This is a genomic window from Variovorax paradoxus, assembly GCF_902712855.1.
GTDB lineage: Bacteria > Pseudomonadota > Gammaproteobacteria > Burkholderiales > Burkholderiaceae_C > Variovorax > Variovorax paradoxus_Q.
In genome coordinates, this window is record NZ_LR743507.1 from 1,145,065 (window position 1) to 1,166,123 (window position 21,059).

The 21,059-nt window shown below is 68.6% G+C and carries 20 protein-coding genes; 16 read left to right on the forward strand and 4 right to left on the reverse strand.

Going from position 1 to position 21,059, the window contains the following annotated elements; all coding sequences use genetic code 11:
• Positions 1–50 precede the first annotated feature (50 nt).
• The 3 genes from AACL56_RS05295 to AACL56_RS05305 form a co-directional block, all read right to left on the reverse strand.
• Positions 51–632, reverse strand: coding sequence for a YceI family protein (locus tag AACL56_RS05295; protein WP_339088780.1), 582 nt, complete (start codon positions 630–632; stop codon positions 51–53).
• Positions 629–1,222, reverse strand: coding sequence for a cytochrome b (locus AACL56_RS05300; RefSeq protein ID WP_339088781.1), 594 nt, complete (start codon positions 1,220–1,222; stop codon positions 629–631). The genes AACL56_RS05295 and AACL56_RS05300 overlap by 4 nt, the downstream gene beginning before the upstream one ends.
• A 96-nt stretch (positions 1,223–1,318) precedes the next feature.
• Positions 1,319–3,103, reverse strand: a complete 1,785-nt coding sequence (locus tag AACL56_RS05305) for an ATP-binding response regulator (protein ID WP_339088782.1) — start codon at positions 3,101–3,103, stop codon at positions 1,319–1,321.
• An 83-nt stretch (positions 3,104–3,186) separates the two neighbouring features.
• Here AACL56_RS05305 and AACL56_RS05310 point away from each other — a divergent pair, with 83 nt between their 5' ends.
• Positions 3,187–4,425, forward strand: a complete 1,239-nt coding sequence (locus tag AACL56_RS05310) for a THUMP domain-containing class I SAM-dependent RNA methyltransferase (protein WP_339088783.1) — start codon at positions 3,187–3,189, stop codon at positions 4,423–4,425.
• Here AACL56_RS05310 and AACL56_RS05315 read toward each other — a convergent pair.
• Complete coding sequence (locus tag AACL56_RS05315; RefSeq protein WP_339088784.1) at positions 4,411–4,887, reverse strand: surface-adhesin E family protein; 477 nt, start codon at positions 4,885–4,887, stop codon at positions 4,411–4,413. The genes AACL56_RS05310 and AACL56_RS05315 overlap by 15 nt on opposite strands.
• 104 nt (positions 4,888–4,991) lie before the next feature.
• Here AACL56_RS05315 and AACL56_RS05320 point away from each other — a divergent pair, with 104 nt between their 5' ends.
• From AACL56_RS05320 to AACL56_RS05390, 15 genes are all read left to right on the forward strand, one after another.
• Positions 4,992–5,441, forward strand: coding sequence for a putative toxin-antitoxin system toxin component, PIN family (locus AACL56_RS05320; RefSeq protein WP_339088785.1), 450 nt, complete (start codon positions 4,992–4,994; stop codon positions 5,439–5,441).
• A gap of 388 nt (positions 5,442–5,829) precedes the next feature.
• Entirely contained in the window at positions 5,830–6,768 is a 939-nt protein-coding gene (locus AACL56_RS05325; protein WP_339088786.1) for an AraC family transcriptional regulator, read from the forward strand.
• A 135-nt stretch (positions 6,769–6,903) separates the two neighbouring features.
• Positions 6,904–7,209, forward strand: coding sequence for a Flp family type IVb pilin (locus AACL56_RS05330; RefSeq protein WP_339088787.1), 306 nt, complete (start codon positions 6,904–6,906; stop codon positions 7,207–7,209).
• Between the two features lie 36 nt (positions 7,210–7,245).
• Positions 7,246–9,150, forward strand: a complete 1,905-nt coding sequence (locus tag AACL56_RS05335; protein WP_339088788.1) for a TadE/TadG family type IV pilus assembly protein — start codon at positions 7,246–7,248, stop codon at positions 9,148–9,150.
• A 17-nt stretch (positions 9,151–9,167) separates the two neighbouring features.
• Entirely contained in the window at positions 9,168–10,157 is a 990-nt protein-coding gene (locus tag AACL56_RS05340; RefSeq protein WP_339088789.1) for a hypothetical protein, read from the forward strand.
• On the forward strand, positions 10,157–10,894 hold the full coding sequence (locus tag AACL56_RS05345; RefSeq protein ID WP_339088790.1) for a hypothetical protein: 738 nt from the start codon (positions 10,157–10,159) through the stop codon (positions 10,892–10,894). Before AACL56_RS05340 ends, AACL56_RS05345 begins: the two co-directional genes overlap by 1 nt.
• An 11-nt stretch (positions 10,895–10,905) precedes the next feature.
• A complete protein-coding gene (locus tag AACL56_RS05350; RefSeq protein WP_339088791.1) occupies positions 10,906–11,118 on the forward strand; it encodes a hypothetical protein in 213 nt (70 codons plus the stop codon).
• Positions 11,119–11,124: 6 nt separating this feature from the next.
• The gene (gene cpaB, locus AACL56_RS05355) at positions 11,125–12,084 is read left to right on the forward strand and encodes a Flp pilus assembly protein CpaB (protein ID WP_339088792.1); all 960 of its coding nucleotides are present in this window, start codon (positions 11,125–11,127) and stop codon (positions 12,082–12,084) included.
• A gap of 53 nt (positions 12,085–12,137) precedes the next feature.
• Positions 12,138–13,775: a type II and III secretion system protein family protein gene (locus tag AACL56_RS05360; protein WP_339088793.1), complete on the forward strand. Its 1,638-nt coding sequence runs from the start codon at positions 12,138–12,140 to the stop codon at positions 13,773–13,775.
• 12 nt (positions 13,776–13,787) lie between these two features.
• Positions 13,788–15,431: an ATPase, T2SS/T4P/T4SS family gene (locus AACL56_RS05365; RefSeq protein WP_339088794.1), complete on the forward strand. Its 1,644-nt coding sequence runs from the start codon at positions 13,788–13,790 to the stop codon at positions 15,429–15,431.
• Positions 15,428–16,285, forward strand: a complete 858-nt coding sequence (locus AACL56_RS05370; protein WP_339088795.1) for a type II secretion system F family protein — start codon at positions 15,428–15,430, stop codon at positions 16,283–16,285. Before AACL56_RS05365 ends, AACL56_RS05370 begins: the two co-directional genes overlap by 4 nt.
• A 7-nt stretch (positions 16,286–16,292) precedes the next feature.
• The gene (locus tag AACL56_RS05375) at positions 16,293–17,183 is read left to right on the forward strand and encodes a type II secretion system F family protein (RefSeq protein ID WP_339088796.1); all 891 of its coding nucleotides are present in this window, start codon (positions 16,293–16,295) and stop codon (positions 17,181–17,183) included.
• Between the two features lie 8 nt (positions 17,184–17,191).
• On the forward strand, positions 17,192–17,533 hold the full coding sequence (locus AACL56_RS05380) for a DUF192 domain-containing protein (RefSeq protein ID WP_339088797.1): 342 nt from the start codon (positions 17,192–17,194) through the stop codon (positions 17,531–17,533).
• A 32-nt stretch (positions 17,534–17,565) separates the two neighbouring features.
• The gene (locus AACL56_RS05385) at positions 17,566–18,777 is read left to right on the forward strand and encodes a TadE/TadG family type IV pilus assembly protein (RefSeq protein WP_339088798.1); all 1,212 of its coding nucleotides are present in this window, start codon (positions 17,566–17,568) and stop codon (positions 18,775–18,777) included.
• Positions 18,777–21,041 (forward strand): spermidine synthase, encoded by a 2,265-nt coding sequence (locus tag AACL56_RS05390; protein ID WP_339092802.1) that lies wholly within the window; start codon positions 18,777–18,779, stop codon positions 21,039–21,041. The genes AACL56_RS05385 and AACL56_RS05390 overlap by 1 nt, the downstream gene beginning before the upstream one ends.
• The last annotated feature ends 18 nt before the right edge of the window (positions 21,042–21,059 follow it).

Here is a 21,059-nt window from a genome sequence, read left to right on the forward strand (position 1 = left end):
GGCTTGCGTTCTGGAAACTGGAGAAGAGGGCGCCCGGCCGGCACGGCGGCTCACAGCGGGCCCAGCCCGGTGAGCGTGAACCTGAAGCGAACCTGCACGTCGTTGCCGACCACCGAGGTGTCGGTCCACTCGCCGTCGCCCACCTTGTAGTCGAGCCGCTGGATCGTAAAGCTTCCGGTGGCCACCGCGCTGCCGCCCGACGCCGTGATGGCCACCGGCACCGTCACCGGTTTCGTCGTGCCCTTGAGCGTGAGCTTGCCGGCCATCTCGAACCTGCCGTCGCCCAGCGCCTTGATGGCGTCCGACTGGAACCTGGCCTGCGGAAAGTGCGCCGCGTCGAACCAGGGCGCCTTGGGCAACTCGGCGTCGCTCATCGGAATGCCGAAGCCCGCGCTGGCCGTGTCGATCTGCAGCGCGACGGTGCCGCCCTCGGGCTTCTTCGGATCGAATGCGACCTGCGCGTCGAACTTCTTGAACGTGCCTTCCACCGGCACGCCCATCTGTTTGGTGACAAAGACGATCTGGCTCTTGTCGGCCACCAGCTTCGAGGCCGGGGGCTCGGCGAGTGCCGGCAGCGCTGCGGCGAAGGCCAGCGCCGCGAACGGCAGCAGGCGTGAAAAATGCGGATTCATCGGGCGGATTCCTTGCGTGGCGCGGGCCACATGCGTTTGAGCAGACCGTCGCGGTCGATCCAGTGGTGCTTCAGCACGGCGGCCACGTGCAGCAGTGCGACGCCTGCCAGCGTGAAGGCGCAGTTGCGGTGCAGCGGCTGCAGCACCGCTTCGGCGAAGGGCTGGTTCACCGCCACGAAGTCGGGCAGCGCGAGCACGCCGAACCACGCGACCGGCATGCCCATGGCCGAGCTGTAGGCCCAGCCTGAAAGCGGCACTGCGAAGAACAGCAGATACATCAGCGCGTGGCTCACGCGGTAGCCCGCGAGCTGCAGGCGCGACATGCCCGGCGGCAGCGCCGGCGGACGGTGACCCAGCCGCCAGAGCAGCCGCAGCGCCGACAGCGCCAGGATCGTGAGGCCCGCCCACTTGTGCCAGCTGTAGACCTTCAGCCGCAGCGGCGAGAACGGCAGTCCCGTCATGTAGAGCCCGACGCCGAGCGAGCCGACGATCAGCGTCGCGAGCAGCCAGTGCAGGGCCATGGCGAACGGGTCATAGCGCGGGCTGAGCGGCGCAACGGCGGGAGGAAAGGAAGGGGCGTCTGCAGACATCGGGGGCAGGACCTGCGGCCTGTGCGCGGAGCATATCTCTTAAGGCATGACAGGATTGCACGGCGCGTGCCAACCGGGTTCCGGCCCGCCGGGTCGTCAGCCGCGCAGCTGCGCCCGCAGCAGCACGCCGCGCAACTCTTCCGGCTGGACCGGCTTGCGCAATGCATGCCAGCCGCGCTCGACCGCGAGCCGGTGCGTGGCTTCGTTGATGTCCGCCGAGATCAGCGCGATCGCCAGCTCGGGCTTCTGGCGCTGCAGCCGCTCGGCCAGCGCGATACCGTCGAGCGCGCCCGGCAGGCGGATGTCGCACAGCGCCGCGTCGAGCGCGCGCAGGTCGGCCAGCGCCAGGGCCTCCGCCGCGCTGGCGTACACGCGCGGCTCCACCGACCACTGCCGCAGCAGAGCGGAAATGCTGTCGGCCACCACCGCGTTGTCCTCCACCACCAGCACGGCCAGCCCGGGGCGCAGCGTGCCGGTAGCGGCGATCGTGTCGTCGTCGGCGGCGGCCGGTGCCGCGGTGGGCACGGTGGCCAGGAGGCCGGGCGAGACCGCCGGCAGCTCGAAGCCGAAGACCGAGCCGCGCCCCGGCGACGAGCGCAGCGACACCTCGATGCCCAGCTGCGCCGCCAGGCGCCTCACGATCGCCAGCCCCAGCCCGTGGCCGCGCTGAAGGTTGCGCTCGACGTTGCCGATCTGCTCGAAGTCGTCGAACACGCGTGCCTGCGCGTCGGCGGCGATGCCGATGCCGCTGTCGCGCACCTCGACGCGCCAGACCAAGCCGCCGGCGCGCCGGCGCGCGCGCACCGCCAGCAGCACCCGCCCGCGGGGCGTGAACTTGATCGCGTTGTCGACCAGGTTCGCCAGCACGCGGCGCAGCGACACGGTGTCGGTCCAGGCGATGGCGCCCGGCGGGCAGCGCACGCCCACGCGGCCGTCGCCCGCCTGGCGCGCCAGTTCGTGCAGCAGCGGCGCCAGCGCCACCGCCGCGGGGCGCAGCGGATCGACGGCCGCTTCGATGCGGCCGATCTCGAGCAGCTGGTTGGTCAGGCCTTCGAGGGCCTGCTGCGCGCGGGCCAGCGAGCCGACCGTGCGCTGCACCGCCTGCATGTCGGCACCGCCGATCAGCTGCTGGCGCAGCACCTCGGCCTGCAGGCCGATGGCCATCACCGGCTGGCGCAGGTCGTGGTTGGCCGCCGAGAAGAAGCGCAGCCGCTCGGCCTGCGCCTGCTCGGAGGCGCGCAGGCCTGCCAGCGCCTGCTCGCGCAGCGTGCGCTCGTTGAGCCGCAGGCCGATGTTCTCCTCGAGCTGCCGCGAGTGCTCGGCCACCAGCTTCCACATCATGGCCGTGAGCCCGATGCCGATGACCGCCACAGCCATCATCACCGGCGCGCCCAGCCAGAGGCCGGTGACGATGATCGGTGCCAGCAGCAGCGTGATCGCCAGTTGCGTGGCCGGTGTGTAGAACGACACCGAGAAGGCCGACGACAGCGTCATGCCCATGAGGATCAGGCCCAGCAGCAGCTGGAGGTCGACGTTCGCGGGTGCGAACAGCAGCACGCCGGCCAGCCCGTGGGCCAGCTCCCAGATGCCGGTGCGCGTGGTGTGCGTGCGCTGCGCCGCGCGCAGGGTCTCGGGCGTGAACGGTTCCGGCAGGCGCTGGGGAAAGAAGCCGCGCATGAGCGTGACCGCGGTGATGAGCGCGATCCACACCAGCGCACGCGCCGGCGAGTACTGCCAGGCGAACAGCGCCGCCACGCCGCAGTTCAGCAGGTACTGCACCAGCAGCACCGGCCCGATCGGGCGGATCGACAGCCGCAGCACCTCGCACTGGATCTCGAAGCGGTCGCTTCCGGCGGTGGAATGTGCGGGCGTGGAGTTCATCGGCGAATCGACTATATAGAGAAGGTTTGTGACGCGGCGACAATGGAGGTCCTCTGCTCGGGCTTCCCGATGGCGAAATTTCCGTGAACGATCTCTCCTTCTTCCTGCCTTGCGCCGCCGGCGTCGAGGAATTCCTCGCCCAGGAGGTGCACGCCCTGACCGGCCGCGCCGGCCAGGACCTGCTCACGCTGCGTGGCGGCGTGCGCGTGCGCGCCGACTGGCGCGACGCCCTCAAGCTCAACCTGCACAGCCGGCTCGCGCAGCGCGTGCTGGTCGAGCTGGCCCATGGGCCCTATCGCAACGAAAACGACCTCTACGCCATTGCCAGCGGTGTGGCCTGGGAGATCTGGTTCACGCCGAAGCAGACCTTCAAGATCGAGACCACCGCGCAGCACAGCCCGCTGCAGAGCCTGAACTTCGCCACGCTGCGCATCAAGGACGCCGTGGCCGACCGCTTCCGTGCAAAGGCCCATGGCGTGCGCCCGAGCATCGAGACCCAATGGCCCGACTGCCGGGTGTTCGCCCACCTGACCACCGACACCTGCACGCTCTACATCGACACCTCCGGCGAGCCGCTCTTCAAGCGCGGCTGGCGCCAGGACAAGGGCGACGCGCCGCTGAAGGAAACGCTGGCCGCGGCCATGCTGGCCGCCAGCGGCTGGTGGAACCCCGAGACGGGCGAGGTGTCGGCGCAGCCGCTGTACGACCCCTGCTGCGGCAGCGGCACCATCGCCATCGAGGCCGCACAGATCGCGCGCGGCATGGCCGCCGGCGCGTTGCGGCGCTTCGGCTTCGAGAAGCTGCTGCCGTTCCAGGCGCATGTCTGGCACGCCATCCGCCAGGAAGCCGAAGCCGCCGTCGCCGACCGCGGCGTGCGGATATTCGGCTCCGACGTGTCGCACCGCATGGTCGACTTCGCCGAGCGCAATGCCGAGCGTGCCGGCGTGGCACAGGCGGTGGAGTTCCGCGGCGGCGACGCATTGCAGCGCATGCCGCCGGTCGAGTCGGGCGTGATCATGCTCAACCCGCCGTATGGCGAGCGCATCGAGGTGGGCGGCGTGGCCGGCGCTTCAGGTGCCGGGCGGTCGGGTGCGCGCGAATCGGCGCAGTCGGACGAAGGCGGCGGCGGCGAGTTCTTCCCGCAGCTCGCCACCCACTGGAAGAAGAACTACGCCGGCTGGACTGCCTGGGTGCTCACGCCCGACCTCAAGCTTCCCAGGCAGATGCGCCTGAAGGAGTCGCGCCGCGTGCCGATGTGGAACGGCCCGATCGAATGCCGGCTGTTCCGCTTCGACATGGTCGCCGGCTCAGCGCGGAAGTAGCTCGGCCTCCGGCGCGGGCTGCTGCTGCTCCCTGGTGTCCTTCGGCCGCACGCTGCAGGCCGCATTGATGGTGCGTGCCGCGAGTTCGCGCGGCGCGCCGCCCAGTGTCATCGGGCGGACATCGTCCTGTGCGAAGTGCCGAACCGCGATGGGTTCGCCCACGAAGTTCGGCTGCCCGAAGTAGGTGGCGCTCACATAACGCGCGTTGCGCGCAACGCAGTCGACATCGACCTTCGCATCGAAGGAGCGGAACACGATGCCGTCGCGCGAGGTGGTGCGCGGCCGCGCCAGGCTCAGCCGCAGCTTGACGATGCGGTGCGAGCCCTCGGTCTCGACACGGGTCGGATCGACCTGCACGTAGTCGTTGTCGCCGTCGCCGGGCGAGCCTGCGAGCGTCAGCCATTCGGCGCTCGCGCACGTGCAGGCGAAGATGGCAATGCAGAACAGCGGAAGTCGTTTCATGAAGGAAGAGGGCAAGGAGGCTGCGGCATTGTTCCGAAGCCAGCCGACGCGAGCCTGACGAGGACCTGCATGGTGCAACATCGGCGAAATACCCCATGCATCACATGACGTTGACAGAACCCGCAATCCCGGCAGCCGCCGGCCCCGTCGTCATCGACACCAACATCGCGCTCGACCTGCTCGTGTTCGACAACCCCGACTGCGCGCCGCTGGCCGGCGCGCTCGCGGCCGGCGAACTGCGCTGGCTCGCCACCGCGCCGATGCGCAGCGAACTCGCACGCGTGCTCGGCTATCCGCTCATCGCGAAGCGGCTCGCACAGCGGCAGATGGAAGCAGCCGGCGTGCTCGCGGCGTTCGATGCGCGCGTGCACGTCGTGGCCGATGCGCCGCCGCGTGCACCATGCGTGTGCAAGGATCCCGACGACCAGGTCTTCATCGATCTCGCGGTCGCGCAGCGCGCGCGCCTCATCAGCAAGGACCAGGCGGTGCTCACCATGCGCAAACGTTTGGCTTTGCAGGGCGTGGTGGTGCAGGCGGTGTTCGCCGCGATGTGAACCTTCGTTGCCGCGCGAAAAAGGCTTACTTCGCGACGGCATCGCTTCGACTTACAGACAACTTCGTCCATCGGATCTACTCATCGGCAAACCACGGAGGGAGTTGCCGTTGTCTCAGCTGTATAGACAAACCCGGCAGGCATGCCTTGCGCCTGCCCGGGGTGCTTGCCATGCGCGCATATCGTCCGCTGTCGCCCGCATAGGGTCTGGCATTTGCAAGGGCTCCCCACTATCTTCCGGCGCGCCGAAGCGGTTCGCGCGGCCCCCATGCGGGAGCGCCTGAAGCGAGCCATGCCGACTTCGAACACCACGATCGTCCTCCGCCTGCGCGCAACCTGCGTGCGGTGCGGCCGATCGCCGGAAATGCGCCAGTCCTTCAAGCAAAGCCATGCCGAGTTCACATCTGCGATCGCCGCGTCACCTGCTGCCCGAACTGGAGGTCGAGCTCGCACGCTCACCCGACCTCGGCTACGAGCCCGCCGAGGAAGTGGGTCTCGTGCGTTGCCTCGAACACGGATTTCCCACGCCGCTGGCGCGCTGGCATTGCCATGAGGAGTACGAGCTGCATCTCATCGTCGCCACGTCGGGGCAGGCCTTCGTCGGCGACTGGATCGGCTCCTTCGATCCGGGCCATCTCGTGCTGTGCGGTCCGAAGCTGCCGCACAACTGGATCTCGCTCGATGCACCGCCCGAGGGCGTCCCGCAGCGCGACCTGGTGATCCAGTTCCTGCACGATCCGATCTTCGAAGCGGCGCAGCGTATTCCCGAATTGCTCGAAGCGGTGCGCATGCTCGAGCGCGCACGCTTCGGCATCGAGTTCTTCGGCATGGCCGAACGTGCGGAGCAGCACTTCCGCAGCGTGAAGGCCGCGCGCGGACTCAAGCGCTTCAGCCTGTTCTGCGACTTCCTCGCCGACATGGCGCAGTGCGACGACTACCGACTGCTGTCGGGCATGCAGACCGACGGCGACCCGCACCTGGAGAGCATCAACGACGTGGTCACGCGCATTGCCAGCGATCCGTCGAAGGACGTGAGCGCGGGCGACATCGCCGCGGAGCTCGGCATGCACGCCGGGCGCTTCAGCAGGCTCTTCCGCCGCGCCACGGGCCACAGCTTCCTGAGCTACGTGAACCAGGTGCGCGTGAACAAGGCCTGCCTGATGCTGATGCACAGCGATCGCTACGTCACGTCGATCTGCTATGAGGTCGGCTTCAACAACGTCTCCAACTTCAATCGAAAGTTCCTGGAGATCAAGGGTGTCACGCCGACCGAATTTCGAAGGCAGAGCCAGCTGCGATTGGAAGGCGCCGCGAGTTCGGAGAACTAAAGGCCACGCGCTATTGCGACACTGTTATCAGAAAGTCAATTCGTATCGGTAATCGCAAAAAGTGTATCGAACGCAATGCAAGAGCGTCCCTACGATCCGGCTGCTTCTTTCAGCCACCTTTCAGGAACCTCTTTCATGCAAATCAATCGCCTGACCCATCTGAGCCGTCTCGTTGCCTCGCAGATCAAGATTCGCGGACAAGGCATGACGGAGTACCTCGTGATCCTCGGCCTCATCGCCATCGCCGCCATCGCGGTGTTCAGCTTCTTCGGCCAGACCATGCGCAACCAGGTCGCCGGCATGGCGCAGGAAGTGGGCGGCAAGACCGGCTCCGCCGAAGTCACGAAGGCGCAGACCGCCGCCGGCAAGGCATCCACCAACGCCGACGTGAACATGAACATGAGCACCTACACCAAGGGCGGTGCGGACGGCGCGAAGTAAGGCGCACACACATCACGTGCCGAGCCGGATCGCGTGATGCCTCCAGCGGCCGCATCGCTCTCCAGGGCCACTGCCGGTTCGCGCCGGCGCCAGTCGGGCCAGGCGATCGTGTACCTGGTGGCGATGCTGCCGATCATCTTCCTCGCCGTGCTGGTGGTCTACAACACCGCCACCGCCACGCGCGAGAAGATGAAGCTGCAGAACACGGCTGACGCGACCACCTACAGCGCCAGCGTGCTCACGGCGCGCGCCCTCAACTACATGGCCTACACCAACCGCGCGATGGCCGCCAACGAGGCGAGCATCGCGACGCTGGCGAGCGTTCAGACCTCGATGGCCATGCTCATCACGAGCGCGGCCAACATCCAGGAAGGCTTGGTCGTCGCAGAAGCGCTGAAGGGCGTGCGCAACCTGGAGCGCAGCCGCATACCGATCGTGGGGCCCATCTTCTTCCTGCAGTACCTGGGCAACCTCGCCAAGGCGCAGCGGCTGCAGCGCACGGCCGACCGCATCGCCGGTTTCGTCGAGCCCTCCGCAAAGCCGCTGCAGATCGGTGTCGACATCCTTCGCGCGTTCAACCAGGGCATCTCGGCCAGCCAGGTCGCGATGCTCGTGGGCACCACCGCGCAGCTGCCGCAGCTGGTGAAGGACGTCATCAACTCGAACGACCCCGACGCGTCGGTCCCGCCCGCAGAAACTGCGCTCTTCGTCGTGAAGTTCGTGGCCGACATCGGCACCTATCTCAGGACCTACCACCAGTCGGGCAGCCTCTCGTTCGACGACGACGAGTTCAACGAGGTGCTGCGCTTCGCGCACGCCGCGCAGGCCACGCGCGACGACTGGACCAAGAACCGCCGCTTCCTGCCGAACGTGCTCGGCTGGGTCGCCTCGGGCATGTCGGGCGCCCTGCAGGGCATGATCTCCAGCAGTCCGGTCACGCCGCCGGGCTTCGGCGATGTCACCGGCGACATGATGGGCGGGCTGCTCGAGTGGAAGGGCGGCACCGAACTCGTCGCCACCGAGGGCGCCGTGGGCGACGAGACCGGGCGCATCCGCTGGCAGTCGGCCGACTCGATCGAGATCAAGCTGCCCATCGGGGTGCTCTACACCGACCTCATCGGCGGCTGGGACGACATCCTGCGCGGCCGCTTCGGGCTCGGCGCCGGCGCGGCCGCCGCGGGCGGACCCAACTACATGAAGAGCTGGGAAGGCCAGCGCCTCACGCTGCGCAGCTACGCACGCGAAGGCCGCACCTACGGCGGCCTGAACGGCGAGATCGGCGACACCGCGTACATGGAGCGCGAGTCCTTCGAGCGGGCCGCGCGCGACAGCAACGGCGAGATCCTGCTGGCGCCGATGGCGGTGCTGGTGTTCAACGCCAAGCTGCACTACAGCCCGCGCACCGACATCGGCACCGGCCTGACGAAGAACTGGGCGATGCCCCGCTTCACCGAGATCAAGGACCATCCGCCGATGGTGGCCAACGAGTCGGACAACTGGCTCGCGCAGAACGGCTTCAAGGGCGCCAACCCGCTCAAGTGGGGCAAGAACACCGACAAGGGACCAGCCTTCACGCTCGTGGTGCAGAAGGGCGGCGACAAGGTGCGCACCGGCGAGGTCGCCGGCTTCGGCAATTCCGCGGCCGACGGCAAGGCGGGCCTGCGAGACAACTTCCAGGGCCGCGAGATCAAGGCAGTGTCGACCTCGCAGGTCTACTTCCGCCGGCCGCAGGACCGCTGGGCGCGGCGAGACAACGCGGTCGCCGATCCTTCGACGGTCGGAAAGTACAACGTGGGCTTCGCCGGCGGCTACATCGAGCACCGCAGCCTCTTCAGCCCCTACTGGCACGTGCACAACGTGGAGCCCTCGCTGTGGGCACGCGCCATCGCCATGGGTGGCGCGGCCGTCGGCGGATCGGCCGACGAAGACAACGGCAACTGACGAGGAAAGCCCCGCGCATGACACGCCCGCACCGACGCCTTTCCGCACGCCTGCCTCGCGGGCGTGCCGCCGCTGGCGGCCATGCGATGGTCGAGACCCTGCTCATCGCGAGCTTCGCGGCCATCACGCTGGCGGCGATCCCGGCCATTGCCGAATACGGCACCAAGCGCATGCAGACCGTGGCCGCCGCCAGGCTCGTCGCCTGGCAGCGCACCGTGTGGATGCCCGAAAGCCACGGCATCGACGACACGGAAGCCAAGGGTGCGTCGGGCGCCATCAAGAAGACCGATGCGGAAGTCACGCGCGACCTGCGCCGCCACATCTTCCGCGACCGCACCGAGCCCGGCATCTCGATCCACGCCGCCGACATCGCGGAGTTCGAGCCGACGGTGCCGGCGATCGATCCGCGCACCACGGCGGTCACCGCGTCGAGCACGGCCGCGCCCATGCCGTCGCTGCTCAATGCCAGCGACGTGGTGTTCGACGGCATCCGGGTGGCGCAGGCCGCGCTGGGTTCCAACGCGATCACCGGGCCGCTGGGCAAGTTCCAGATGGTGAGCAGCGGCTACCTGCGCCACGAGGTGAAGGTGAGCCAGACCAACACCAAGTTCACGCTGGTGCCTGCGCTGGACATGAGCGAGCAGATGACCATGCTCACCGAAGCGTGGAACGCCGGCGGCACGAACCGCGAGGAATCGAAGATCCAGGGCCTCGTGCCGCTGAAGCTGCTCGACGGCGCCTTCTACCAGCAGCTGCGCGGCGGCATGCACCAGACGGCCTACCAGATCAAGCAGATCTTTCCGGCCTTCGACATGAACAACCTCACCATGGGCTTCACGCCGGGCGATGCCCTCGAGAAGACGCCGCTGGACCGCTTCGAGCGCATCCCGCCCGGAGCCACCGGCGAGACCGGCGGCGACGGCGAGGCGAACGGCGGCAGCGTCAAGGACCACTTCCGCTACTACCGCGCCTTCCCGCCGACCCCCGTGGTCAACACGCTGCCCTGATGACCGTGCCCGCGCCGTTCCTGCGATGGATGCTCGCCGCCTGGCTGTGCCTGTGCGGCGCGCCGCTCGTGCCCCTTGCGGCCGCTGCGGCACCGCCCCAGCTCGACTGGCCGGCGATTCCGTCTCCCTCGGGCGCGAAGACCTTCTGGATCGCCGAGTACATCGAGCAGAACACCATTCCCATGCAGATCCGCGGCATCGAGTCCACGGAGTCCATGGAGGCCGTGTCGCGCTACTACGAGAAATGGCTGGCCGACAAGGCCGGCTATGGCGTGAACACCGTCGGCCCGATGCGCGTGCTCGGCGCGCGATTCGGCAAGTACCAGGTCACTGTGCAGCTGCGCGCACGGCCCGAGGGCACCGCCGGCAGGCTGGTGGCGGCGCTGGTCTACGACGAGCCGCAGAGCGAGCAGCGCATGCAGGAGCGCGCCGAGCGCATCGGCAAGGGCTTTCCGCGCCCGCCCGGCTCGCAGGTGGTCTCGGACACGCTCTCCTTCGACGAGGGCCAGCGCAACCGCACGATCGTGGTCACCAACGGCGTGAGCGTGGAGACCAACGCGCTCTACCTGCGCGAACAGATGATCCGCCTGGGCTGGACCCTGCTGCAGGACCGCACTATCGAGGGCGGCACGCGCTCGGCGCTCGTGTTCCGCCGCAACAGCGAGGAGATGGTCGTGACCATCTCGAGGCGCGACGACGGCTACTTCATCGTCGCCAGCCAGACCACGCCGGAATGAGAGCGACCGCCATGCGTCCACGCCACCGCCGCCTGCAACGTGCTTCTTCCCGCCGGGCCCAGCACGGCCAGGTCATCGCCGAATACGTGATCGTCGCCGGCATCCTCGCGGTGATGCTGTTCGCCACCTTCCCGGGCGCCGACCGCTCCGTGATCGAGCTGCTCATCAAGGCCTTCCGCGATGCGTGGTCGACCTACTCGTACACCCTTTCCTATCCTCTGTAGCGTGGCATGAAATCATCTCCGGGACTTCTCAAGTTCAAGCAAAGCGTCAAACGGCTGTCCCCCCTGATCGGTGCCCTGATGCTCGGCCTGCTGGCCGCCGGCCTCGGCTGGTACTACCTGAGGGCCAGCGAGCGCGAGATCGCCGCCAGCCTCGAGAAGGACGCCGACAGCCAGCGCCGCGACGTGGTGGTCGCGCGCCAGAACATCGCCGACGGCGCCACCGTGCTGCCCGGCATGGTGGCCAAGCGCTCGGTGCCCAACGAGTACGTGCACAACGACGCGCTCACGCCCGAGACCTTCTCGCAGTTCGCGGGCCGGCAGCTCTCCGTGCCGGTGGCCGCCGGCAAGCCGCTGCTGGCCTCGTTCTTCTCGGCGCCGCGCAAGGTGTTCGCGCAGGAGATCGAGCAGGGCGTGCGCGCCATCACCATCCCGGTGGACGAGATCAGCTCCATCTCGGGCATGCTGCGCGCGGGCGACCGCATCGACTTCATGTACATGGTCGACAAGAACGCGGCCAACGACCCGTCGGTGGTGATCCCGCTGCTGCAGGACGTCGAGGTGCGCGCCACCGGCCAGATCACCGCGGAGCAGTTCGCCGCCATGAGGAAGCGCTCCGACGTCTCGGCCGACACCGATCCGTACGCGCAGCAGCGCTACTCCACCGTCACCGTGGCGATCCAGCCGCAGGACGCGCAGAAGCTCATCCTGGCGCAGCGCCTCGGAAAGATCATCGCCACGCTGCGCAATCCGGACGACCGAGCCACCATGACCAGCGGGGTCGACGCGGTCGACCTCGACGCCATCGTGAGCGGCTTCAGGCCGCAGCGCGCGCGCCCGATGGCGGTGTCCACCGCGCCTTCGCGGCCCGGCGTCGAATACATCGTCGGCGGCGCCGGCAACCAGAGCCGGGCCGGCGGTGCGGGCCTGGGCGCCTCGCTGCCGCCGGCGGAACTGCCGGTGCGCTGAAGTCTTCCCGCCCCGACAGGCGCGTGCGTTTTCCTGATCTCCAGAAAAGTTCGATGAATCTCAAGCGATGCACCTTGGCAGCGACGGCGCTGTGTCTTGTTCTCCAGGCCCAGGCGCAGGGCCCGTACCCGGGCGCGGCGGCCTCGCCGGTGCCCTCCGGCACGGTCGGCCCCGCCGGTGCTTCGGCGCTGCCGTCGCGGTCCTCGGCCGCGCCGTCGTTCCCGTCGCCGCCTGCCAACATGCCGGTGTCCCGCGCACCCGAGGCGTCGCCCGGCATCCGCACACCGGCGCAGCCCGCGCCGCAGGCATCCATCACCGAAGGTGAACTGCAGCGCATCGCCGCGCGCGCCACCGTGCTGCAACGGCTGCCCGACACGCTCACGCTCTATGTCGGCCAGATGGTGCTGGTCAAGATGCCGGGCGTGGCTCGCGTGGCGATCGGCAGCGGCAAGGTGCTGGAGGCGCGCGTGCTCGACGGCGCCAACATGCTCATCACCGCGCAGGACGCCGGCGACAGCACGCTGCACGTCTGGGACAAGAACGGCACCGTGCGCAAGCTCAAGGTGCGCGTGAACGTGGTCGACCTCGACCGCATCGCCGACGAGCTGCGCGAGATCACGCACGGCATCTCGGGCGTGAACATCCGCCGCATCGGCGAGCGCATCATCATGGACGGCAACAACCTCGACCCCGCCGCGGTCGAGCGCCTGAACACGGTGGCCCAGCTCTATGCGCCCGCGGTGGTGTCGCTGGCCACGGCCGACCGCATCCGCGTGGACCGCATGGTGGACATCCAGGTGCGCATCGTCGAGTTCAGCAAGACCGCGCTCGACGACCTGGGCGTGCGCTGGCAGAGCTCGGGCGACGGCTTCAACTTCGGCCTGTTCTCGGACATCGCCTCCAGCGGCAACTACCGCGTCCTGCCCGAGGGCTCGCCGTTCAACACCTCCACGCCGCAGGGCGCGGCGCTGCTGAGCCAGAACCGGCGCACACCGCAGGCCTACCTGGGCATCGGCCTCACGCTGGGTTCGCAGATCAACCTGCTGGTGCAGCGCGGCAACGCCTTCCTGCTCGCCTCGCCCAACCTCTCCACGCGCAGCGGCGGCGAGGCCAAGTTCCTCGCCGGCGGCGAGATCCCGCTTCCCGCGCTCAGCACGCAGGGCGCGGGCTCGGTCGAGTTCAAGCCCTACGGCGTGCGGCTGAACATCAAGCCCATCGCGGACGGCGAGGGCAACATCTCGGGCAGCATCCTCACCGAGGTCAGCAGCATCGACCGCAGCGTGGCGGTGCAGGGCATTCCGGGCCTGCTGATCCGCCGCACCGACACCGAGTTCAACGTGAAGGCCGGCGAGACCATCGTGCTGTCGGGCCTGCTGAGCCGCGAGTCCACGCGCGCCAGCGACGGCGTGCCGGGCCTGCGCAAGACGCCGATCATCGGGCGCGCCTTCCGTGCCGACAACGACACCGACAAGGAGCAGGAAGTGGTGGTGTTCATCACGCCGCGCGTGGTCGACCCGGCCTACAGCCAGCCGCGCATCGAGCGTGCGCGCCAGATCGAGCAGGACGTCGGCCGCAACTTCGGCACGCTGACCGAGGACAAGTCCGACCCCGACGGCACGCGCCCGCCGGCGCCTGCCGCCGACATCGGCGGCATCCCCGCGGGCACGCCCGGCCAGCCCGTCGCTCCCTGAGGCAACGCCGCCATGCACAAGGTCTTCGTCAATTCCCCGCAGCAGGCCGTGCGCGAGGTCCCGATCGACGTCGCGGAACTCCAGGTCGGCAAGGACAGCGGCAACCACATCGTGCTGTCGGGATGGAACGTCGCGAAGCTGCACGCCCAGTTCGTGCTGCACGATGAGGAGGTGTTCGTGCAGGACCTGGGCAGCCTGTTCGGCACCTGGGTCGACGGCAACCGCGTCACGCGCTTCGGACCGATGAAGGGCGGCGAGGAGATCATCATCGGCGGCCACACGCTGGTGGTGTCGCTCGACACCGCGCTCAGGCCCGCGGGCGCCGAGCCGCAGGACGCGGCCGAGGCGGCGCAGATGGCCGAGACCTCGCTCGCCATCGAGGACCCGCTGCTGCAATGGCGCCGTTCGCTGCACCGCACGCTGCTGCAGCAGCTGGACAACCGGCGCATCGACACCGCGAACATGAAGGACGAGGAGCTGCGCTCCAACATCCGCGCGCTCATCGCAGAGATCATCCGCGATACGCGCGAGCTGCCGGCCGAGCTCGACCGCGCGCTGCTGAGCCAGCAGCTGCTGGACGAAGCCATCGGCCTGGGCCCGCTCGAGGTGCTGCTGAAGGACGAGAGCGTGACCGAAGTGATGGTCAACCGCTTCGACGAGATCTGGATCGAGCGCGCGGGCCGGCTGGAGCGCACCAACGTCGCCTTCACCAGCAACATCGCGGTGCTCGGCGCCATCGAGCGCATCGTGACGCCTCTGGGCCGGCGCATCGACGAGAGCTCGCCGATGGTGGACGCGCGCCTGAAGGACGGCTCGCGCGTGAACGCGATCATTCCGCCGCTCGCGCTGCGCGGGCCCAGCGTCACGATCCGGAAGTTCCCGAAGAACCGCATGGGCCACGAGGGGATGATCCGCACCGGCTCGATCACCGCGCAGATGGTGGACTTCATGCGCATCGCGGTGGAGGAGAAGCTCAACATCATCGTCTCGGGCGGCACCGGCACCGGCAAGACGACGTTGCTGAACATGGTGTCGAACTTCATTCCGCCGAACGAGCGCATCGTGACCATCGAGGATGCTGCCGAGCTCTCGCTGGGCCAGCCCAACCTGGTGTCGCTGGAATCGCGTCCGGCCAACATCGAGGGCAAGGGCGCCATCGCCATCCGCGACCTGGTGCGCAACTCGCTGCGGATGCGGCCCGACCGCATCGTGGTGGGCGAGTGCCGCGGCGGCGAGGCGCTGGACATGCTGCAGGCCATGAACACCGGCCACGACGGCTCGCTGACCACGCTGCACAGCAACTCGCCGCGCGACGCGATGTCGCGGCTCGAGGTGCTGGTGACCATGGCGGGCATGAACATCCCGGTGGCGGCGATCCGCGAGCAGATCGCCTCGGCGGTCGACCTGATCGTGCAGCTCACGCGCTTTCCGTGCGGCAGCCGCAAGGTCACGCAGATCACCGAGATCACCGGCTTCGCCGACGGCATGATCCAGATGCAGGACGTGTACGCCTTCCGCAAGACCGGCGTGGACGACTCGTTCAAGACCGTGGGCCACTTCACCGCGGCAGGCACCGTGCCCGAATTCTTCACGCGCCTGCAGGAGCACGGCCTGAAGCTCGACCTCGAATACCTCTTCGGGGAGACCGTGCCATGAAGGGCATGATCCTGCTGGCTTCCGTGCTCTGCGGCATGGGCTTCATCACGCTGTGCGGCTACCTGCTGCTGCAGCGCTCGCCGGAGCTGGTCGGCAAGGTGATGGCGAAGCTGCAGGCGAGCGGACGCCGCACGCTGAACCTCTCGGAGTTCCAGGCGCAGCATGCGGTGGCGTTCGCATCGGGCCATGCGTTCCTGGTGGCGCTGTGCGGCGGCATCGGCTGGCTCATCTCCGGCAACCTGATCGGCGGCGTGGTGGCCGCGGTGGTGCTCTACCTGCTGCCCGCGCGCTGGTTCGCGTGGCAGCGCAAGAAGCGCCGGCAGCAGATCGAATCCGAGCTGCCCGATGCGCTGCTCTTCATCGCGAGCGCGCTGCGCGCCGGCAGCGCGCTGTCGGTCGCCATCCAGGTGCTGGTGCGCGACCAGGTCGGGCCGCTGGGCCAGGAATTCGGCCTTGTGCTCAAGGAACAACGCCTGGGCGTGAGCTTCGACGACGCCATCCAGAAGATGTCGCAGCGGCTGGGCATTCCCGACTTCGTGCTGGTGGTGGTGGCGCTGCGCGTGTCCAAGGAAGTCGGCGGCAACCTGTCGGAGCCGCTGCAGGTGCTGGCCGAGACGCTGCGCCGCAAGGCCATCCTCGAGGGCCGCATCAAGGCGCTCACTGCCCAGGGGCGCATCCAGGGGCTGGTGATGACGCTCTTTCCGCTGCTGCTGATGGGCGTGCTGTACCTAATGCAGCCGACCATGGGCCTCCTGTTTTCCACGACGATCGGCTGGATCGTGCTGACCGTGATCGCCATCATGCTGCTGCTGGGCTACGCGATGATCCGCAAGATCGTCGCCATCGACATCTGAGACAGCCATGCGCTCGCTGATCCTCCTGGCCATCATCTTCCTGTGCGCGACCACGGGCGTGATCCTGCTGCTCTACATGATCTCGCTGATCCGCAAGGCGAGGCCTTCGGAGCGCACGCACATGGACCCGCTGCCACGCATGCTGCGGCTGGTGTGGCCGGTGGTGAACATCCTGCAGTTCCACGTGTCGGAGATCGCGCCGACCTCGATGCTGGTCAAGCGCAAGCGGCAGCTGCAGCTGGCAGGACTGGAGTTCGTGCTGAAGGCCGAGGAATTCATCGCGGTGCAGGTGGTGTCGCTGATCGTCGTGGCCGCGCTCGGCCTGTGGACCGCCGGCCTGCTCGATGCGATGGCGGCTACCAAGGTGTGGGTCACGCTTGCGTCGTGCGTGGCGGGGTGGCTGTACCCGGTGATGTGGATGCGCGACCGGCGCAAGCGCCGCGAGAAGGACATCCTGCGCACGCTGCCGGGCTACCTCGACATGATCACGCTGTGCTGCCAGGCCGGCCTGAGCCTCACCGGCGCGATCGCGCAGGCGGTGCAGAAGGGGCCGGGCGGCGCGCTGGGCCAGGAGTTCGACCGCATGATGCGCGAGATGCGCACCGGCGCGAGCCGCATGGACGCTCTCAACGCGCTGGCCGACCGCCTCGACAACAAGCACATCAAGAGCCTCGTGTCGAACCTCACGCAGGCCGAGTCGCTCGGCGCGAGCCTGGCCGACACGCTGTCCGCCATCTCGGACCAGCGCCGCACCGAGCGCTTCCAGATGGCCGAGAAGCTCGCCATGGAGGCACCCGTGAAGATGATCGGGCCGCTGGTGATCTTCATCTTCCCGGTGACCTTCATCATCATCTTCTTCCCGCTGGTGATGCAGTTCCTCGAAACCCAGAACCGCTGAAACCGTCCATGCGCATCGTCTCCCTCCGCTCTTCCCAGGCCCAGCCTTTCGGGCCCGTTCGCGTGGCCGAGCGCGGCTGGGACCGCACGCGCGGCCTGCTCGGCCGGCCGCGGCTGGATGCCAGCGAAGGCCTGCTGATCATGCGGTGCAGCTCGGTGCACACGGTGGGCATGCGCTATCCGATCGATGTCGTCTTTCTCGACCGGCACGGCGGCATCGCGCGCGTGGTCGAGAGCCTGCGCCCGATGCGCATGGCCATGTGCATCGGCGCGGCCAGCGTGCTTGAACTGGCCGCCGGACAGGCGCGCCGATTGGCGCTGCGCCCGGGGTTGCAGCTGTCCGGCTGGTGAGCACACGCAGGAACATCCAGGAGGCGAAGGCCATGCATTCCATTCTTCACAGGCACCGTCCGGCACGGGCGCGGCACCTTGCGGTGCGGGCGCAGCGCGGCGCCTCCATGACCGAGACGATGATCGCGCTGCCGCTGCTGATCCTCTTCGTGATGTGCGTGGTGCAGTTCGGCCTGATCTACCGCGCGCGCCTTACGCTGGAATACGCCGCGCACGAGGCCGCGCGCGCCGGCTCGCTCAACAACGGCATGCCGCTGCCCTTCGTCTTCCGCATCGGCAACTCGACCACGCCGGGCCTGAGCACGCTCAACAGCGCCGCGCTCGAGCTCACCACCAACGCGCTGACGCGCGGCAGCGTGTGGCAGGGGCTGGTGAAGGGCATGATGCCGCTGAACGTGAGGGACGCCAGCGTGGGCGGCATGTTCAAGGGATGGATCGACACCAACACCGACCTGATCGAGTCGGCCTGCATCGAGTACCTGAACCCGACGCAGACCACCTTCGTGGACTGGGGCTTCATCGAGAACTTCGGCGAGAACCGCTGGATCATGCAGATCCCCAACGACACCATGCGCTATCGCAAGCCGCTGCCCTACGACTTCAAGGCCAAGGCCATGAGCACCACCGTGGGCATCGGCGATCCCTTGCCGCCCGACGCGGAGCTGCGCGGCAACGTGTCGAACAAGACGCTCGGCGAGACCAGCGTGCTGCACCTGCGCGTGCACTACGGCTACCGGCTGGGCATTCCGGTGGCCAACAAGATCATCCTCACCGCGCTCAAGGGCTACCAGTTCGCGGGCGAGGCATGGTTCAAGCTGCTGTCGACCGACGGCGCCAGCGCACCGGGCACCGACTTCCGCCTGAACCAGCTCGACGCCTACTACATCGCCAACGGCAAGATCCCGCTGTCGGCCGACGGCGTGGTGGGCATGGAGTCGCCGATGTACTGGCATCCGTTCTATTCCTTCGGCCCGAAGAGCGACCGCAGCATCGAGCTGCAGTGGGACCCTGCGTGGAGCAACAATGAGGGCATCAACGTGCTCGAGAAGCCGCAGGACGCCATGACCAACATCTTCGCCTTCGTGCGAAACAACAGCACCGAGTGGGCCTCGCAGCTGCTGGCCAAGGGCATCGACGCGGCCGCCGACAAGATCGGCGACGGCAATTCCTTCTGCCCTGCCATCTGGGACGGTTCGGTGAAGGGCCAGCTCGACAAGGTGCCGAACCCGGGCACCGCGCCTTGATGCGCAAGGCGGCGAATGGCGCGGGCGCGCTGGCGCTGTGCGCGGCCACGATCTTCGTCTCGGCCTTCCTGCTGTTCCTGGTGCAGCCGCTGATCGCGCGGCAGATCCTGCCGTGGTTCGGCGGCTCCGCCGCGGTGTGGACGCTGTGCCTCGTGTTCTTCCAGGTGGTGCTGCTGCTCGGCTATTTCTATGCCGACCGGCTGTCGCGCCGGCCGCTGCGCACGCAGGCCGCGGTGCATGCGCTGCTGCTGCTCGCGGCGTGCGCGATGCTGCCGGTGATTCCGGATGCGTCATGGAAGCCGACCGGCCAGGGCGATCCGGCGGCGGGCGTGCTCGCGGTGCTGGCGGTCACCGTCGGGCTGCCGTACCTCGCGGTGTGCACCACGGGGCCGCTGGTGCAGAGCTGGGTCGCACGGCTGCACGCGGGTGCCGAGTCGCGGCAGGCAAAGGTCTACCGGCTGTTCGCGCTGTCGAACCTCGCGGCGCTGGCGGCGCTCGTGGTGTACCCGTTCGTGCTCGAGCCGGTGTTCGCGTTGCATGCGCAGGCCGTGGCGTGGTCGGCGGGCTTCGGCGCGTTCGCGGTGCTGGCGATCATGTCGGTGCTGACGGTCGCGAAGGCCGCACCCGCGCCGGTGAGCACCGAAACCCCCGCGCAGGCCGCATCGGCATCGCCTGCGCCGCCGCTGTCGTGGCGCGACCAGCTACTGTGGCTGGTGCTGGCCGCGCTCGGCACCGTCGCGCTGCTCGCGGTGTCGGCCTTCATCACGCAGGACATCGCCTCGGTGCCGATGCTGTGGATCGTGCCGCTCGCGCTGTACCTGCTGAGCTTCGTGCTGTGCTTCGACAGCGACTTCTGGTACCGGCGCTGGCTCTTCTGGCCGCTGGTGCTGGTGCTCACGCCGGCGATGGGCTGGTACCTGACCACGCCGCAGCGCTCGCTGCCCATTGCCGCAGCCATCGGGCTCTACTGCGCGGGCCTGTTCGCGATCTGCATGTTCGCGAACGGCGAACTCGCGCGGGCGCGGCCGGGGCCCGCGCGGCTCACGCGGTTCTACCTGCTGCTGGCGCTCGGCGGCGCGGTGGGCGGCCTCTTCGCGGGCGTGTTCGCGCCGCATTTCTTCAACGGCTACTGGGAGCTGCCGGCGAGCCTCGCGGTGCCGGGGCTCGTCATGCTGTGGCTCGTGCGTGCGCGCCAGCAGTGGGTGTGGTTCGTCTTCGCCTTCGCGGCGGTGCTGGGCTTCGGGGCCTTCCTGAAGATGGACGCGGTCGCGGTGTCGCTGAACGTCTTCTACGCGGCGGTGACCGCGATGGCCTGCTTCGCGATCGGCTACACCGCGTGGCGCGCGCGTGCGTGGGCCGCCGCCGCGGGCCTGGCCGGCGCGCTCGCGGCCGTGGCCGTGGCATGGCTCTCGATTTCCAGCGTGCTCGAGGCCGACAACCGCACGACGCTGCGCGTGCGCAATTTCTACGGTGCGTTGCGCGTGGAGCAGTTCGGCATTCCGGGCGCGCTCACTTCGTCGCGCCGGCTGATGCACGGCGTGATCTCGCATGGCGAGCAGGTGATGGGCGCCATCCACCGGCGCCTGCCCACGACCTACTACGGACCCAAGTCGGGCGCCGGCGTGGCGCTTGCCGCGAACCGCGCGGCGCCGCAGCGCGTGGGCGTGATCGGCCTGGGCGTGGGCACGCTCGCGGCCTATGGCCGTGCGGGCGATGCGATGCGCTTCTACGAGATCAACCCGCTGGTGACGGCGGCGGCGCGCGCGCACTTCACCTTCCTGGCGGACTCGGCCGCGAACGTCGAGGTGGTGCCGGGCGATGCGCGGCTGGTGCTGCAGCAGGAGCTCGATGCGCAGGGGCCGCAGCGCTTCGACGTGCTGGTCGTCGATGCGTTCTCCGGCGACGCGATTCCCATGCACCTGATGACCCGCGAAGCGCTGGCACTGTACCTGCGGCACATGAAGCCCACCGGCGTGATCGCCTTCCACATCAGCAACCGGCACCTGGACCTGGCGCCCGTGCTGAAGCGCTTGGGCGACGACGCAGGCCTTCAGGCACTGCGCGTGCGCTTCGAGCCCGAGCGCGGCAACCCCACGCTGGAGCACACCTCGGACTACGTGCTGCTGACGCGAGATGCGCGCTTCATGGCGGACCCGATGGTGCAGGAGCGCGCCGAGCCGATGGCGCCCGACACCGCAGCCCGCGCGGCACTGTGGACGGACGACTTCAGCAACCTGCTGGGCGTGCTGAAGTGGCAGCAGTGAGGCGCAAGCCGGCGTGGA